This is a genomic window from Pseudoduganella rhizocola, from assembly GCF_045984285.3.
Taxonomy (GTDB): domain Bacteria; phylum Pseudomonadota; class Gammaproteobacteria; order Burkholderiales; family Burkholderiaceae_D; genus Rugamonas.
The window spans coordinates 19,353-34,903 of record NZ_JBJQIK030000013.1 but is presented as its reverse complement, the minus strand read 5'-3'; the positions used below and the strand labels follow the sequence as shown (position 1 = coordinate 34,903).

The following is a 15,551-nucleotide window of genomic DNA, read 5'->3' as shown; positions in this document are numbered from 1 at the left end:
CTGCTCATTCTGCAAGTCTAACTGTAAAAAAGGCCGCGGACTAGCCGCGGCCTTTTTGCTACAACACTTTCGATCAGAACTTGTAGCGTGCGCCGATCATGTAGCGTGGGCCATTCTGGTTCATGAACAGCACCTGGTTCTTGGTGCGGCCATGAATGCGCTGCACTTCGTCCGTGGCGTTGATCACTTCCGCCTGGAAGCTCAGCTTGTCGGAGTAGTTATAACCGACGCTGATGTCCAGCTGGCCGTATGGCTCGGTGTAGTTCGGGTTAGGACCTGCCGAATCGAAGGTCGAGGACAGGAACTTGTCGCGCCAGTTGTAGGCCACACGTGCCGACCACTTGGCGTTTTCGAAGATACCCACCAGGTTGGCCGAATCGCTCAGGCCCACCAGTGCGAACTGCTCGCCCGGCGATGCATTGTTGTACTTCAGGCCCGAGTGCACATAGGTGTAGTTGGCAGCGATACCGAAGCCGCTGTTGCCGAACATATGCTGCACGTTGACTTCAGCACCGGACAGGTCGGCCTTCTTCTGGTTCGAGTAGCTGTTGATCTCGAAGCTGGCGATCGGATCCGACGGCTGGCCGGTGATGGTGCCGGTCGGGTTGCCTGCACCGTCATCCGGGCCGCGCACCACGCCAGGCTGGCCGGCGAAGTTACGGAAGATGTAGTTGCGGATGCAACCGGTATCGCCCGCCGTGCAGCCTGCCGCAATCGCCGCATTCCAGTACTTGCCGCCCACCGGGGTGTGCAGGTTGAACGGGGTGAGCGTCTGTTTCGACTGGCCGGCGTAGTTCTCCAGATCCTTCTTGAAGTAGTTCACCGAGAAGAAGTTCTGTTTGCCGTAGTACCACTCGTAGGACAGGTCGAGGTTCTTCGACTTCACTGGCAGCAGGGCAGGGTTACCCTGGTTGCCGGTGCCACCGTTCACGCGGGCCAGCGTATCGAGCACCTGGCCGCCCTGGATCTGGTCCCAGCGCGGACGGCCGATGGTTTCGCCGTAGCTGAAGCGCACCTTCATGTCGTCACGCAGGTCGAGATCGGAGTCGAAGCTTGGCAGCAGGTGGTGATATTTGCCGGTCAGGTTCGTGAAGCTTGGCGCACCGAAGGTGATTGGCAGCTCGTTGTTCGACACCCAGTTGATGCCGGTGGCGGTTGGCACCAGTGCGGTCGAATAGACGTCGGTTTTCTCCCAGCGCACGCCGATCGCGGTGTGGAACGGCAGGGCCGTATCCCAGTCGGTATTGAACTGCAGGAAGGCCGATTTCGATTTTTCCTCGGTGCGGCTGTCGGTCGTGAACTCCTTCTTGATCTCGTACAGTTCCGGATGGCCGCTGACTTTGGCCGCCAGTGCACGCATCTCGTCGAAGTTGAAGGTGAAGAAGTTGTTGAACAGGGCCGGGTTGTTCACGCCGGCGCCCATATTGTCGAAGTAGCTGCGCAGCGATTCAGGATGGAACATGCTGGCCGGGTAGTCCGAAGGCTTGGTGGCGCCGGTCCAGGTATCGCGCTGCTGGTTCGAGAAGGCCGAGCGGTTGTTCACCGTGGTGGCCGACACGCCGAAGTTCAGCGAGGACGACTCAAGCACCTTCCAGCGGCCCTTGAACTGGGCCTGTTCCACTTCGCCCTTCATATAGCCGTTGTCGAACACGGAACCGGTCACCTGCATCGGTGCGCGCGCATAGTCGGCGCCCTGGATGCTCAGCACAGGGAAGTCGGCCGTGAAGTCGCCCGAGGTATTGCCGCGGCTCATGCTGGCGGTGCCGATGGTGTTGCTGGAACCCCATGGGCTGTCAGCCTTCGATTCGGCGGTCGATTTGTGCGCGTCGAATTCCAGCTTGATGTCGTTGTTGACTTTCCAGGTCGCGTTGAAGCCCACCGAATTGTTGGCGGTCTTGGTCGCGAACTTGCCGGCGCCCATCGCGATGTCGCTGTTGCCGTCCAGGATTTCGGTGTAGACCAGCGGTGCGGCGACCGGGCCATTGCCCCAGGAACTGGTGGAAGGACCGAAGTTGAACCACGCGGACAGATCCTGCTTGCGGGTCTGGATCTTGTTTTCCGAGTAGGTGTAGTCCAGCGTCGTGGTGATGTCCTTGTTCGGCGCGAACTGCAGCACCAGCTGGCCATTGGTACGCTGGCGCTGGATGCCGTTCATGTTGTAGTTGATGTTCTGCGGTACCGAGTACACGTCGGTAGGCTTCGGATGGTTGGTTACGCCCGGCGAACCTGCGGCAGGAATCGTGCCCCAGTTGTTTTCATCGCCGCGGAACGGGCCGCGCCAGCCGCCGGCCACGGAAGCCTGGTTGAAGCCGGAGTTGCGTTCCTGGTAGCTGGCGCTGACCGACACGCCCCACATGCCGTCGGCGCTGGTGGTGCTGTAGATGCCCGAGATTTCCGGCGTAACCTTGTCCATGCCTTCGCGCACGTCGCCCGGCAGGTTGGTGCCGGAGGTGTCGTGCACCGCCTTCACGCCCACGGAAGCCAGCGTGCCCTTGGTGCTCAGCGGACGCGCGGTCATCACATTGACCGAGGCGCCGATGCCGCCGGTCGGCGTTTCAGCGCGCGAGGTCTTGTACACCTGGATCTGCGAGATCGCTTCCGATGCGATGTTCGCAAAGTCGAAGGCGCGGCCGTTGCGGTCGCCCAGGTTCGAGGTCGGCATCTGGCGGCCGTTCAGCAGCACCAGGTTGAAGTCGGGGCCCACGCCGCGCACGGTGATCTTGGAGCCTTCGCCGTTCGAACGGTCGATCGACACGCCCGAGATACGCTGCAGCGATTCCGCCAGGTTGGTATCCGGGAATTTACCGATGTCCTCTGCCACGATGCCGTCGACGATACCGTCGGAATTGCGCTTCATGTTCAGCGAGGAGGCCATACTGCTGCGGATGCCCGTCACCACCACCGTCTGCACGTCGCCGCTCGCGGTTGGCGTCTCGACGGTTTGCTGAGCGAATGCCGGTACGGCGGACGCCGCACAGGCACTGGCAACTGCCAGGCTCATGAGTTTGAGTCTTGCCTTGGGATATTGCATTTGGTCTCCTATGTTTTTATCGATTATTGCTAACCTGATTTGCTTCCGGTACTTGGACCGGATCTCTCGCCCTTCGGTTTCCGCGCCGGACTTCAGACTGACGTGGAAACGTTTCCATCTTAACTTTGCTAGATATTAGTTTTGCTGAAATTAAATGTCAACGGATTATTCCTTTCTGACCAGTTTTACGTTGTTTTACTACAAAGCTCAGCTGCGGGTTAACGCTGGTAAACGCGCACATAGTCGATCTCGAAAGCCCAGGGGAAGCTCCTGTTGTCTACCGGCCCGCCCAGGTCGCCGCCCACGGCGAGGTTCAGCAGCAGGTATTGCGGCGAGTCGTATGGCCACTTCTGGTAGTCGCCGTCGCCGGCATTGCGCAGCTGCTGGAAATTGCGTCCGTCCACGCCGATCACGACGGATTCCGGCGTCCAGGTCAGCTGGTAGTTGTGGAAGCTGCCGCACACATCCGGCACCTTGGTCTTGGTCGTAATCGGCGTGTTCTTCGGCCAGTTGTAGGCGCCCGTGTAGATGCTGCCGAGCACCACGTTGGGCTCCTTGCCGAGGTGCTCCATGATGTCGATCTCGCCGTCTTCCGGCCACTTGCCTTTGGTGCCCAGCATCCAGATGGCGGGCCAGCTGCCGACGGCGCAAGGCAGTTTGGCGCGCACCTCGATAAAGCCGTAGGTCCAGCTCGCCTTGCCGCGCGTGACCAGGCGCGTCGAGCTGTATTTCTGGCCGCCCCAGTCCACCATGCTGCGCAGTTCTTCCTTGCGCGCGGAAATGATTAATTTGCCGCCGGCGACACGGGCATTCTCCAGGCGGGCTTTTGTGTAGTACTGTTTCTCGTTGTTGAACCAGCCGCGTTCGTTGAACTCGGTGTCGTAGTCCCATTTGGCGGGATCGGGCAGGCCGTCCTTCTCGAATTCATCGGCCCACACCAGCTTGTAGCCCTCGGGCAGTCCGCCCGGCGGAAAGCTGGTTTGCGCCAGGCCGCCGCCTGCAGCAGCCAGCAGGGCGCAGCCGAGAAGAAGGGTCTTCATACTGCCGGTCTCCGTTTGATTGGAATGGTTTCCATTTATGCTTACAGGTATAGCACCGCAGCACTTGCAACGTCAATCCGCAGCACAGCAATGTGTTGTTGACACGCCAAACTTGGCCGGTGCAATATTGGTAACGTTTCCAGATGAAAGGTCATGAAATGAAGCTTCACCTCGCCGCCGCCCTGCTGGGCAGCTTGCTGTGCGCCTCCGGCTGGGCGGCCGACGCCCCCTTCGCCTGGCCCAACGGGGCGCGCGCCGCCGTCAGCCTGGCCTATGACGACTCCCTCGATTCCCAGCTCGACAATGCGATTCCGGCGCTGAACCGGCATGGCCTGCACGGCACCTTCTACCTGCAGCTGTCGAACCCGGCGGTGGACAAGCGCCTGGCCGAGTGGCGTGCGGCGGCGCAGAAGGGGCATGAGCTGGGCAACCACACACTGTTCCACCAGTGCTCGCATTCGAAGAAAGACCGGGAATGGGTGCAGGCGCACCGCGACCTCGACACCACCACGGTGGCGCAGATGAAGGACCAGATCGAGCTGGGGAATACCATGCTGTATGCGATCGATGGCCGGCGCGAACGCACGCTGACCACGCCTTGCGGCGACCTGCAGGCGCAGGACGGCAACTACCTGCCCGCCGTGCAGGCCCAATTCCTCGGCATCAAGGCCGGCAACGGACCGGCCGTGATGCCGTCCATGGCCGCGCTGGACACGCAGGCGGTGCCGGTCGCCGCGCCTTCAGGGCTCACCGGCCGGCAGCTGATCGATATCGTGAAGCAGGCGGCCGAACGCGGCACCATGGTCAACTTCACCTTCCACGGCATCGGCGGCGACTACCTTACCATCTCGAAAGAGGCGCACGAGGAACTGGTGGCCTACCTGGCGGCCAACCGCAAGACCTACTGGACCGACACCTTCCTCAGCATCATGAAGCACGTGCGCAAGGTGCGGGCCAAATGATCAGCGCCGCGGCAGCAGCGACTTGTTGAGTTTTGCCGCCACGCCCACGCTGCGCCCGGCCAGGTTGGCCACGGAGTACTGGACGGCGCTGCCCAGCAGGATGGCGCTGTCCTGCAGGCTCAGGCCGTAGTCCTGCTGCAGCCACTGCGTCATGCCTGCGGTGGCGATGCGCAGCGCATCATCCAGCGAGCCGGCCTGGCCCAGCGTCATGATCTGCGTGGGGGATTCCACGCGCGGCATGCCGATGGCCTTGCCCTTGATGAGCTGTACCGTGAATTCCACGTCCATCGACGTTTCCAGCGCGTATTGCGAGGTTTCGCCATCGCCCTGCAGCGCGTGCGCGTCGCCCAGGTAGAGCAGGGCGCCCGGCTGCTGTACCGGCAGGTAGACCGTATTGCCCTCCACCACCTCGTTGAAATCCATATTGCCGCCGAAGCGGCCGGTATCGCCGGTGGAGAATGGCGGACCGTCGGGCGGCGCCACCGCGAGGCCACCGAGCATGGGCCGCACCGGCACCGCCAGCCCGCGCAGTGCAGGACTCCCGCCTTCCGGACTGGCCAGGCCTTTTTCGCGGTCCAGTTTCCAGCGCACCGGCTTGCCCAGCGCCGCGGCGCGTGCCGCCAGGCCGGTGCTCTGGGCGCGCCCGACAATACTGTCCAGGCTGTCGGCATAGTCGCGGTTCAGGCGCAGGCGGCGCAGCTGCACCACCAGCGTGTCGCCCGCTTCCGCACCCATGACGAAGAAGGGGCCGGTCTGCGGATTGCCGAACAGGGCGCGCGTCACGCCATGCTCGTCCACGCCGCCTGAATCGATGGTGCTGGTGTGCACGCTGTCGCCGGGCCATATGGTCAGCACCGGCGGGCGCGTGGCGCTGAACTCATTGGAATAGTCCTTCGGCCGGAATTCGTGCAGTTGCGGCGCGCTGGACATGCGCTCCGGCAGGCGGCGCGCGGTGAAGCTGTGCCGGGCGCGCGCCTGCGCATCGTTGGTGTCGGGGAAGTCGGCGCTGCCTTCAAGGCCGGCGGCGGCGGCCCTGGCCTGGTAGCTGTAGCGCCGGCCGGCTTTGTCGGTCACTGTGAACGCCAGCGTCTTGCCCTGGCGCGTGCCGCTCAGGCTGTCCCCATCCAGCGTGCCCGAAAGCTTGCCCTGCTCATCCTGCAGGTGCAGGGTCATATAGGATGGGTTGCCCCAGCGCTCAAGTTTCAGCAACCAGCTTTCGGCGGCCTGCAGCGGCAGGGCGATGGATAGCAGGGACAGCAGCAGTGTTTTCTTCATCTGTCGTTCAGGTCCTCAGGGCCGGAAGGCGGGAGCGGGAAGGCGCCTGCTGCTGCGCCTCCACGCGGAATACGCCGACGGCAGCCAGCAGCTGCGCGGCCTGCTGCTGCATGCTTTCGGCGGCGGCCGCGGCCTGTTCCACCAGCGCGGCGTTCTGCTGCGTTACCGAGTCCATCTGCACGATGGCCTGGTTGACCTGGCCGATGCCTGCGCTCTGTTCGCCGCTGGCATTGCTGATCTCGCCGATGATGGCGCTCACGCGCTGCACGCTGGCCACCACTTCGTCCATGGTCTTGCCGGCCTGCGCCACCAGCGCATTGCCTGCCGAGACGGTCTCCACCGAAGCGCCGATCAGGTCCTTGATTTCCTTGGCCGCGGCCGCGCTGCGCTGCGCCAGGTTGCGCACTTCACTGGCCACCACGGCGAAGCCGCGTCCCTGCTCGCCGGCGCGCGCCGCTTCCACGGCAGCGTTCAGCGCCAGGATATTGGTCTGGAAGGCGATGCCGTCGATCACGCTGATAATATCCACGATCTTGCGCGAGGAGCTATCGATGGAGGCCATGGTATCCACCACCTGCGCCACCACGGCGCCGCCTTTCTGTGCGACTTCGGCGGCGGTGGCCGCCAGCTGGTTGGCTTCGCGCGCACTTTCCGCGTTCTGCTTCACGGTACCGGTGAGTTCTTCCATCGAAGCCGCGGTTTCTTCCAGCGAGCTGGCCTGGCTTTCAGTGCGGGCCGACAGGTCCGCATTGCCGCTGGCGATTTCGCGCGAGGCGGTGGCGATGCTTTCGGTAGCGCTGCGCACCGAGCTGACGAGGCGGGCGAGGTCGTCGCGCATCGACTTGAGCGCGTTGACCATGCTGTCCTCATCATCGCGCTTCACGTCGATGGGCACGGTGAGGTCGCCGCCCGCGATGGTGCGCGCAATACCCGACGCGTAGTCCGGCTCCCCGCCCAGCTGGCGCAGCATGCCGCGCGCGATCAGCACGCCAATGCCGAGCAGGATGGCGGACAGCACAATGGCGCCCAGTGCGAACTCGATGGCGCGGCCGCGCACCGTGGCGTCCACCGTGTCCACATAGACCCCGGTGCCAACGATCCAGCCCCAGGGCGCAAAGCCTTTGACATAGGAGACTTTCGGCACCGGCTTGTCGCTGCCCGGCTTCGGCCACAGGTAGTCCACCGAACCTTCGCCTTTGGCCTTCACCACATTGACGAATTCCACGAACAGGTGCTTGCCGCTGGGGTCCTTGTTGGCGCTGAGATCCTTGTTGTCCAGCTCCGGCCTGATCGGATGCATGATCATGCGCGGCTGCATATCGTTGATCCAGAAGTACTCGTTGCCGCCGTAGCGCAGGCCCTTGAGGGCCGTCATCGCGAACTTCTGGGCTTCGGCACGCGGCAGCTTGCCGCTGGTCTCCTCGCGGTGATAATGCTCAACGATGCCGTAGGCCGTTTCCACTGCCTGCTTCACATTGGCCTGCCGCTCCGCCAGAATGAGCTTGCCTTCCGAGCTGAGGAAGACGGCCGTGAGAAGGGTGATGCCAAGGATGGCGCTGGCGTTCAGCACCGCCAGTTTCTTTGCAACGCTTGCCGAGTGCAGGAATGAAATGTTCATGGCCATCTCCTTCTGGTTTTTATGTGTTTTAAACCAGCATGCATCTGTGGCGGAACCAAGTCAATCAACCCTCTGTTGCATGGAAGTTACACTAGCGCTTTGCTATGCTGCGGGTAACGCACATTATTTTTGGAGTAAGACATGGTTTCATTGGCGGACCAGCTGCTGAAAGCCGGCCTGGTGGACAAGAAGAAGGCAACCCAGGCCCACCAGCAGAAGGTAAAACAGAAGAAGGAAGAGCGCCGTGCCGGCGTCGAGAGCGTGGACGAGGCGCGCGAGGCGGCGCTGGAGCTGCAGCGCAAGAATGCGGAGAGGGCGCGCGAACACAATGCGCAGCGCGATGCGGCCGCACAGCAGAAGGCCATTGCGGCGCAGATCGCGCAGATGGTGCAGCAGAACCGGCAGGGTAAGGGCAATGGCGATATCGCCTATAACTTCACGCACGGCACGAAGATCGAGCGCATTTACGTGTCGGCGCAGGTGCAGCAGCATTTGCAGGCGGGCCGCCTGGCCATCGTGTGCCTGGGCGGCGCCTTCGAGCTGGTGCCGGCCGTGATCGCGGACAAGATCGCCGAGCGCGATGCGGCGCTGGTGGTGCGCGCCAAGAAGGCCCAGCAGGTGGACGAGGACGATCCGTACGCGGCCTACCAGATTCCTGACGACCTGATGTGGTGAGCCCAGCCTAGGGGGGTGCGGTTGTTTCCTGCTCCGCGGCCGGAACCACCTCGATCAGCGCATCGTCCGGATAGCGCTTGTCGGCCAGCGGCGGCAGGTAGCCTTTGCCGCGGTCGGCAATCTTCAGCGCGATGCGCTGGCCGTCGTGCAGCAGCGTGGCACCGGCAATTTTCTTCGGCACCGGCGTCGCCAGCTGAATCTTCTCGTCGCCGCACCAGTCGGTCGTCAGCAGCACCGAGTTGATGAAGGCCGTCAGCATGAAGCCGATCTCCTTCTTGGCAGTGGCAATGAGCACGCGGCATTCCAGGCGCAGGTCGCCCAGCCGCCGCATGCCGTCCGGCACGCCCGGTGTGCGCACGTCCGGCTGCCAGCGGATGCCGCCTTTCGGCTTGTTCGCCACGATTTCGGCGTCCTCGCTTTCCGCCTGTTCATTGCGCGGCAGGGCGAAGGATTTATTCTCGTCCAGCGGCAGGGGCAGCGATACGGTATCGCCGCTCAGCCTGATCGCCAGATCGTCAAGATTCGTGTCCTTGTCCACCCGGGAGCGCAGCCGGAAGCGCACTTCCGGCGCATTGGGTGCGAAGGCATGGTAGTCGTCGAAAGCATCCAGCCCGGCCAGCATCACCCGGTAGGTTTTCAGTTCCGGATTGCGCACGCCCTTGATTTCCACTGCCTGCGGCGCCGCAGGCTGCTGCGCCGCTGCCGTTCCCGCCGCAGCGGCCAGCACCAGTGCCAGCGTGCCCGTAATTCGTCCCACTACGTCCTCCGCATGATTTGGTGTTGTAGTGAACTATATCACTACATTTGATTCTTGAGTACATCCCGAGGCGGGCGAGGGCCTCAGGCTGCAATAAGAACAGTATGATGGCGACGGTCATCGTCATTCAACCGCTCGGGGAGAACCTTGTGCAAGGAGATCTGCTTTCAACGGTATTACTGCCATTGTCGCTGGCAATCATCATGTTTTCGCTGGGGCTGGGCCTGACGCCCGGCGACTTCAGCCGCATCGTGCGCCAGCCGCGCGCACTGCTGATCGGCGTGCTATGCCATTTCGTGCTGCTGCCGCTGGTCTGCTTCGCGATGATCAAGGTGAGCGGCATGGCCGGGGTGTTCGCGGTCGGCTTCATGATCCTTGCCGCCTGCCCAACCGGCACCACTTCCAACCTCCTGACTTACCTGGCGCGCGGCGACGTAGCGCTGGCACTGAGCTTCACGGCGGTGGCCAGCGTGCTCACCATCTTTACGCTGCCGCTGATCGTTTCCTTCGCGCTCGGCCACTTTGCCGGCGCCGTGCAGACGGTGCAGGTGCCGGCCGGGATGATGATGGGGCAGATCTTTATCATGCTCGGCCTGCCGGTCGCCCTGGGCATGTTCGTCCGCCATCGATGGACGGCGCGCGCCTTGCGTATCGAACCGGTGGCGACCAGGATCGCCACCGTGCTGTTCGTCGTCATCGTGCTGGGCGCGGTGCTGAAGAACTGGGCGGCCCTGCGCGATAATTTCAGCACGCTGGCGCCCTTTGCCATTACGCTGAACCTGCTGATGCTGGCGGTCGGCTTCGGCATGGCCCGGCTGGCGCGCCTGTCGCAACGGCAGTCGGTCACGCTCGGCATAGAGACATCGGTACAGAATGCCACGCTGGCGCTGGTCATCGCGAGCACCGTGCTGCAGCAGGACCAGATGGCGGTGCCGGGCGCCCTGTACGGTGTGCTGATGTATGCGGGAGGGCTGCTTTTTGCCTGGCTGATGCGGCGGCAGGCTGCGGCGGCAGTGGGGAAACCGGCCGCCGGGACGCTGCGCTAGCAACTGGCGGCCGGCAGGGCGCGCGCTCAGCGCATTTTTTTCAGCATGGCTTGCGCCACCGCCTTGGCCGACTGCGGATTCTGGCCGGAGACCAGTTCGCGGTCTTCCACCACGTTCGTGCTCCATGGTTTGGCTTCAAGGAAATTGGCGCCGGCTGCCACCAGGCCGTCCTGCGGGAACAGTTTCATCTTGCCGCCGTTCAGGAAACCCTTGGCCTGTTCTTCCTCTTCATTGGTGAAGGCGGTCATCTTGTAGCCCTTGTAGATCCACTGTGAAGGCGGCGGACGCTGGCCGGCTTCCAGTTTCCCGACATAGCCGTGAGCATCCGGAATGGCCGAGAGCAGCGCGATGGTGCCGTGGCAGGTGAGGCCGGTGACTTTCTGGTGATCGTGGAAGTGGGTGAGCAGCGCGCCCAGTTCCCTGTTCTTCAACAGGTCCTGCATGGGGATATGGCCGCCCGGCACGAACACGGCGTCAAACTTGTCGTAGCCGATTTTCTTCACCTCGGCCAGGCTGATCGCCGGGGAGCCGGACTTCGACGTCAGCTTGAGGGTCGCCAGCAGCGCCTTGCTTTCCTGGCGCGCTTTCTCATTGCCGCCCCAGAAGTTCACATCGTCCGATTTCTGGTCGGCCGACGGAGCCTTGCCGCTGGGTGTGGCGAACACCACCGTGTGGCCGGCCGCGATGAAGGTCTGCACCGGCTCCATCAGCTCGTTGAGGAAGAAGCCGGTTTCCATCACTTTCCCGTCCTTGAGGTCCAGCTTGTCCTGGTCCGACAGCACCACCAGTACGTTGCCGGCATTGGCGAAACCAGCAGCGGCGGCCAGCAGGCCGGCCATGATGATCTTTTTCATTTGCATCTCCTGAGTGAAAGGGCGAAGCCCGATGACTGCAGCGTATTGCATGCGTGATCTGTCGTAAATGCGCTATGGCGCACTTGATTTGTTACATCGGGTAATGGTTTGCGCAGTATGATGGCGCGATCATCTTCACTCCCGTTCAGAAGGAGCCGTATGAAGCATGCAAACGCCCTGGTTCATGGCCTGAAGCAACGCCACGTCACAATGATCGCGCTGGGCGGCGTCATAGGCGCGGGGCTTTTTGTTGGATCGGGAGCGCTGATTGCCACTGCAGGCCCGGCCGCCATCCTGTCCTACCTGATCGGCGGCTTTGTCGTCATCCTCGTAATGTTCATGCTCGGTGAAATGGCCGCGAAGAACATCGACAGCGGCTCCTTCTCCACCTTCGCCAGCCAGTACCTGGGCGAATGGGCGGGCTACTCGGTAGGCTGGCTGTACTGGTTCAAGTCGATGATCACCATCACCATCGAGGCCATCCTGCTCGGCGCGATCCTGAATGACTTTTTGCCCGGGCTGCCTGTGTGGGCCGGGGCCTTGCTCATGCTCGTGATCGTCATCTCCAGCAATCTCTACTCGGTGCGTTCTTTCGGCGAGGCCGAGTATTGGCTTTCGTTCGCAAAAATCAGCTCCATCCTGATCTGCATGGTGCTGGGCGTGTCGATTCTGTTAAACCTGCAGGACAGTGTTCCATCGCCGGGCCTGAGCAACCTGACGGCGCATGGCGGGTTCATGCCGAATGGGGTCCTGCCGGTGCTGGCGGGGGTAACGGTGGTAATCTTTTCGCTCGGTGGCAGCGAAATCGCAGCCGTGGCGGCCGGCGAATCGGAGAAGCCGCGGGAAAGTGTGGTGAAGGCCATCCGCAGCGTGCTGTTCCGGGTCATGGTGTTTTACGTGGGATCCGTGTCCATCCTGATCCTGTGCCTGCCCTGGACCGATACCGTCAACCTGAAGTCGCCCTATGTCGCCCTGTTCAGCCTTGCCGGATACCCCTGGGCAGCAACGGCGATGAAAGTGGTGCTGTTCGTCTCCTTCATGTCGGTGATGAACTCTTTCCTGTTCTCGAATTCGCGGATGCTGTATTCCCTGAGCCAGCGCGGCTACGCACCGGCGTTGTTCGGCCGCACTACAGAGCGCGGCGTTCCCCTGAATGCCCTCGCGCTCAGTTTTGCCGTGTGCGTGGCGATCCTGGCAGTGCACTATGCCAGCGGCGGCGACCTTTTCCTCACGCTTGCCAAGAGCAGCGGCGCCTTTATCATGACCGTGTGGATTTTTATCATCCTGGCGCATGCGAAGATGCGCCAGGGGGCGCGCACCAGAAGCTGGCTCTACCCCTTCGGCAATGTCATCGCCCTGTTGACGCTGGCCGCGGTACTGCTGTCGCAGGCTTTCAATCCCGATACGCGCTTCCAGTTCGGGTTCATGTGCGTGATCACCCTTGCGATCGTCGCTTCCTATTTCGCCCTGCGCAAGCGGCCCGCATTCGGTGTTTTGCGGGCCAGGCCCGAGGCTATTGGGGAGTAAAAGCGCGCAAAAAACAAAAACGCCACCCGCAGATGGGCGGTTTTTATGATCTTGGTGGCCCGGGGCGGAATCGCGAAGATCGTCCAATTCTATAGTTTCGAGGACTTGGAACGGAACAGACCTCGAAAAGTGCCCCCCATTGAAGAGAAGTGAAAGACCTAAATGGCGGCGCACTCGGGCTCAAGCTAGCCGGAAAGTCGCTTGCCGAGCTGAAGCTGCAGGCGAACTAATCCGAACTGAACAACGCGGACCGTGGCTTCCCGTTAGTCGGGCTTCACCTCGCTTCGTGGTGAAACTACGACAAGCTCTTGCGCCGCGGTTGTGTACATCGTACACTGTGAACGGTGTACACAGATGGGGCGGTATGAAAATCGGGGACGAAGTAGTCGGCATTCATGAGATAGCTGCCATGGCGGGAGTGTCAAAGCAAGCTGTCGCCAACTGGCGGACGCGTGCTGTCAATTTTCCGCAACCGGTGGCGGAGCTGGCATCGGGACCGATCTTTTATCGCTCGCAGATTAGGCTATGGTTAAGAAAGAATAAAGGGAAGAAAAGCATGGCACATGTGATATCGACAATCAACCTGAAGGGTGGCGTTGCAAAGACAACCACTTCTGTAGCTCTCGCGGAAAGTTATGCTGTTGCAGGCAAAAAAGTACTTGTGATCGACCTTGATCCGCAAACCAACGCAACCATCATGTTGATTGGTGAGGATAAATGGCTCGAGCTGAACAAGGAAGGATGCACTCTGGCCCAGTTGTTTAAGGATGCCCTCGATCCTGAGCATCCGAAATTCGATCTCAAAGCCACATTGCAAAAAAATGTTGGTGACGTTTCAGCATCAGGTCGTATTGACCTCTTACCGTCAAGTCTTGATTTAATTGACGTTCAGGATAAACTCGCTAGCACACCGTCAGGAAAGTTCTATGCGGTCAATCCGATTGACCTTCTCTGGCGTGCCGTAAAATCCAAGCTTGATGATTACGATATCGTTATCGTCGATTGCCCGCCCAATCTCGGTATCATCACACTTAATGGTCTACGGATCTCACATGGATACATTATCCCAACGATTCCAGATCATCTCTCGACGTATGGTATTCCGCAGATCACCACACGTGTCGCCGAGTTCAGTAAGGCGATTGCTGAGGAGGTCGAGGCACTCGGCATCGTTATAACGAAATTCCAGTCGAATTCTACAGTTCACAAAACAGTACTTCGTGACCTCGAGGCCGACGCGAAGATGCCTGAAGTGTTCGATACACGGATAAAGCAATCCAATGCGATTGCGGCTGCTGCTGAATACGCACCCTATAAGCGAACATTGAAACAAAAATATGGTTCCGGTAGTGAAGGCTTGGCTGAGCAATTCAATCAGCTCGCCGACGAAGTGTGGGAGCGATTGGAGGGATAACCTATGAAACTCCGAAAGGTATTGTTGAAGTTGGCATCTATAGTTGCCGATGAAGCTGAAAAAAACCCGTTGTTTCATCAGCAGATTGTGGACGCCCTAATTTCTCTGGATGACAGATCGAGAGGCGCTACGCAAGCTCCATCCGGTAAGGAAAATAGCGTCGATGGAGGGGACGCGAAGGTTACTGGAGAAACGAATAAGCGGCCGAGCAATCGCCGCGCGCCCGCAGTCCTCGACCCTGTTCTCCTTGCACGAGAAGGTGAGCAACAGTTAAAAGATGCGTTGTTACTACTTAACCTTGATCAACTGCGCGATATTGTTGCTGAGTATGGCATGGATCACGGTGGATTGGTTATGAAGTGGAAGACTCCAGATCGAGTAACCGAGCGAATCGTCGAGGTAGCATTGCAGAGGGCGAGAAAGGGTGATGCGTTTCGTGATCAAGGCGACAACATTGCCCTCGCGCCTATTGAGAGAAGCCTCGGGGTTGACTCTTGAGAAGCAGTCCGCCCAGTACGGTGACCGCTGTTGTTTAATGAAAGGCGGTCTTTTTGAATTCAACGTGAGGTGAACGTGCGTTTGCCGATGCTAACGAGCAGAAGGCTATACAGAAAGAGTCAGATTGCGGTGATTGCAGACGCCGATTAAAAAGTATCGGCAGCTAAATACATGACTTGCGGCCCGACTTTACAGCGCTGAGAACGAGGTTGGCAGCTTGAAAGCGGCTGTAAATGCCGCGCTTCAGGACAAAAAACATAGTAACGCAAGCCAGGAGCGAAATTCAATTACTAACTGAGCAGCTTTCCCTTCTCACGGAGATACTCGGCGGCATCTCGCCGACGTCAGTATCGGTTCTCGGTAGATTGATTCGCCATCTAATCCACCACCAATGTCTACGACATAAAACGCAGACGGCCTTCTACTGACCCCAGTGCGTCTGATGTGCTCAACTCTCTGGAGTGCCTGTTGAGCAATATTTAATGCATTATGATAATATTCCAAGACTGGCATTTCCAGTGATTCCTGAAAGGAAAATAGATGGCAGGGTATAAATTTCCCGATCCTAAAAAGCGGTCCGAACATCAGCCTGCAGTGCTTTGCAGTAACGAGCGTGTCCTGGCGCTTTACAATCAAGATCATCCAGACAGTAAAGAAGCCAAACGGGTCTCCAAGAAAGTGCGTGAGTGGTTTCACGACGAGGCCCACAAGGCAGGTTGGGCGGGAGCTGGTTTTATTCCGGACGCCGCAACTCAATCAGGTCTTGCTGGGATTTTATGGGTGCCGACGACGAATACTCCGACTGTTCTGGTTATCGAGGACGGTGCTGGCAAAGATGACGAGTAATGCAAGCT

The 15,551-nt window shown here is 60.4% G+C and carries 13 protein-coding genes; 7 read left to right on the top strand and 6 right to left on the bottom strand.

All coding sequences use genetic code 11. The features are described 5' to 3' along the window. Positions 1-73 precede the first annotated feature (73 nt). Positions 74-3,001, bottom strand: a complete 2,928-nt coding sequence (locus tag ACJRPG_RS22185) for a TonB-dependent receptor (protein ID WP_408002282.1) — start codon at positions 2,999-3,001, stop codon at positions 74-76. A 248-nt stretch (positions 3,002-3,249) separates the two neighbouring features. Next, positions 3,250-4,071: a glycoside hydrolase family 16 protein gene (locus ACJRPG_RS22180; protein ID WP_408002281.1), complete on the bottom strand. Its 822-nt coding sequence runs from the start codon at positions 4,069-4,071 to the stop codon at positions 3,250-3,252. A 158-nt stretch (positions 4,072-4,229) separates the two neighbouring features. On the opposite strand from ACJRPG_RS22180, the gene ACJRPG_RS22175 reads away from it, so the two are divergent. Continuing rightward, positions 4,230-5,033: a polysaccharide deacetylase family protein gene (locus ACJRPG_RS22175; RefSeq protein ID WP_408002280.1), complete on the top strand. Its 804-nt coding sequence runs from the start codon at positions 4,230-4,232 to the stop codon at positions 5,031-5,033. Here ACJRPG_RS22175 and ACJRPG_RS22170 read toward each other — a convergent pair whose 3' ends face one another. Continuing rightward, positions 5,034-6,308, bottom strand: a complete 1,275-nt coding sequence (locus ACJRPG_RS22170; protein ID WP_408002279.1) for an acetamidase/formamidase family protein — start codon at positions 6,306-6,308, stop codon at positions 5,034-5,036. Positions 6,309-6,315: 7 nt separating this feature from the next. Continuing rightward, entirely contained in the window at positions 6,316-7,926 is a 1,611-nt protein-coding gene (locus ACJRPG_RS22165; protein WP_408002278.1) for a methyl-accepting chemotaxis protein, read from the bottom strand. 141 nt (positions 7,927-8,067) lie between these two features. Here ACJRPG_RS22165 and ACJRPG_RS22160 point away from each other — a divergent pair, with 141 nt between their 5' ends. After that, on the top strand, positions 8,068-8,601 hold the full coding sequence (locus tag ACJRPG_RS22160; RefSeq protein WP_408002277.1) for a DUF2058 domain-containing protein: 534 nt from the start codon (positions 8,068-8,070) through the stop codon (positions 8,599-8,601). Between the two features lie 7 nt (positions 8,602-8,608). Here the strand turns inward: ACJRPG_RS22160 and ACJRPG_RS22155 are convergent, their stop codons facing one another. Continuing rightward, positions 8,609-9,358 carry a hypothetical protein gene (locus tag ACJRPG_RS22155; RefSeq protein ID WP_408002276.1) on the bottom strand — a complete coding sequence of 250 codons (750 nt, stop codon included), beginning with the start codon at positions 9,356-9,358 and terminating at the stop codon, positions 8,609-8,611. 104 nt (positions 9,359-9,462) lie between these two features. Between ACJRPG_RS22155 and ACJRPG_RS22150 the strand changes: the two genes are divergently transcribed. Continuing rightward, positions 9,463-10,404, top strand: coding sequence for a bile acid:sodium symporter family protein (locus tag ACJRPG_RS22150; protein WP_408002275.1), 942 nt, complete (start codon positions 9,463-9,465; stop codon positions 10,402-10,404). 26 nt (positions 10,405-10,430) lie between these two features. On the opposite strand, the gene ACJRPG_RS22145 is transcribed toward ACJRPG_RS22150, so the two are convergent. Continuing rightward, positions 10,431-11,258 carry a type 1 glutamine amidotransferase domain-containing protein gene (locus tag ACJRPG_RS22145; RefSeq protein ID WP_408002274.1) on the bottom strand — a complete coding sequence of 276 codons (828 nt, stop codon included), beginning with the start codon at positions 11,256-11,258 and terminating at the stop codon, positions 10,431-10,433. Positions 11,259-11,417: 159 nt separating this feature from the next. On the opposite strand from ACJRPG_RS22145, the gene ACJRPG_RS22140 reads away from it, so the two are divergent. The 4 genes from ACJRPG_RS22140 to ACJRPG_RS22125 all read left to right on the top strand — a co-directional run bounded on the left by ACJRPG_RS22140 (position 11,418) and on the right by ACJRPG_RS22125 (position 15,543). Next, on the top strand, positions 11,418-12,785 hold the full coding sequence (locus ACJRPG_RS22140; protein WP_408002273.1) for an amino acid permease: 1,368 nt from the start codon (positions 11,418-11,420) through the stop codon (positions 12,783-12,785). Between the two features lie 364 nt (positions 12,786-13,149). Further along, a complete protein-coding gene (locus tag ACJRPG_RS22135) occupies positions 13,150-14,199 on the top strand; it encodes an AAA family ATPase (protein WP_408002272.1) in 1,050 nt (349 codons plus the stop codon). A 3-nt stretch (positions 14,200-14,202) separates the two neighbouring features. Next, positions 14,203-14,697 (top strand): hypothetical protein, encoded by a 495-nt coding sequence (locus tag ACJRPG_RS22130; RefSeq protein WP_408002271.1) that lies wholly within the window; start codon positions 14,203-14,205, stop codon positions 14,695-14,697. Between the two features lie 540 nt (positions 14,698-15,237). Beyond that, a complete protein-coding gene (locus ACJRPG_RS22125) occupies positions 15,238-15,543 on the top strand; it encodes a hypothetical protein (RefSeq protein WP_408002270.1) in 306 nt (101 codons plus the stop codon). Positions 15,544-15,551 lie beyond the last annotated feature (8 nt).

What these genes read in the sequence shown, in the direction of transcription:
- ACJRPG_RS22170 (WP_408002279.1), bottom strand. Translation starts at nt 6,308, where the DNA reads ATGAAGAAAACACTGCTGCTGTCCCTGCTATCCATCGCCCTGCCGCTG.
- ACJRPG_RS22165 (WP_408002278.1), bottom strand. Translation starts at nt 7,926, where the DNA reads ATGAACATTTCATTCCTGCACTCGGCAAGCGTTGCAAAGAAACTGGCG.
- ACJRPG_RS22175 (WP_408002280.1), top strand. Translation starts at nt 4,230, where the DNA reads ATGAAGCTTCACCTCGCCGCCGCCCTGCTGGGCAGCTTGCTGTGCGCC.
- ACJRPG_RS22160 (WP_408002277.1), top strand. Translation starts at nt 8,068, where the DNA reads ATGGTTTCATTGGCGGACCAGCTGCTGAAAGCCGGCCTGGTGGACAAG.
- ACJRPG_RS22125 (WP_408002270.1), top strand. Translation starts at nt 15,238, where the DNA reads ATGGCAGGGTATAAATTTCCCGATCCTAAAAAGCGGTCCGAACATCAG.
- ACJRPG_RS22145 (WP_408002274.1), bottom strand. Translation starts at nt 11,258, where the DNA reads ATGAAAAAGATCATCATGGCCGGCCTGCTGGCCGCCGCTGCTGGTTTC.
- ACJRPG_RS22180 (WP_408002281.1), bottom strand. Translation starts at nt 4,071, where the DNA reads ATGAAGACCCTTCTTCTCGGCTGCGCCCTGCTGGCTGCTGCAGGCGGC.
- ACJRPG_RS22130 (WP_408002271.1), top strand. Translation starts at nt 14,203, where the DNA reads ATGAAACTCCGAAAGGTATTGTTGAAGTTGGCATCTATAGTTGCCGAT.
- ACJRPG_RS22135 (WP_408002272.1), top strand. Translation starts at nt 13,150, where the DNA reads ATGAAAATCGGGGACGAAGTAGTCGGCATTCATGAGATAGCTGCCATG.
- ACJRPG_RS22150 (WP_408002275.1), top strand. Translation starts at nt 9,463, where the DNA reads ATGATGGCGACGGTCATCGTCATTCAACCGCTCGGGGAGAACCTTGTG.
- ACJRPG_RS22140 (WP_408002273.1), top strand. Translation starts at nt 11,418, where the DNA reads ATGAAGCATGCAAACGCCCTGGTTCATGGCCTGAAGCAACGCCACGTC.
- ACJRPG_RS22185 (WP_408002282.1), bottom strand. Translation starts at nt 3,001, where the DNA reads ATGAGCCTGGCAGTTGCCAGTGCCTGTGCGGCGTCCGCCGTACCGGCA.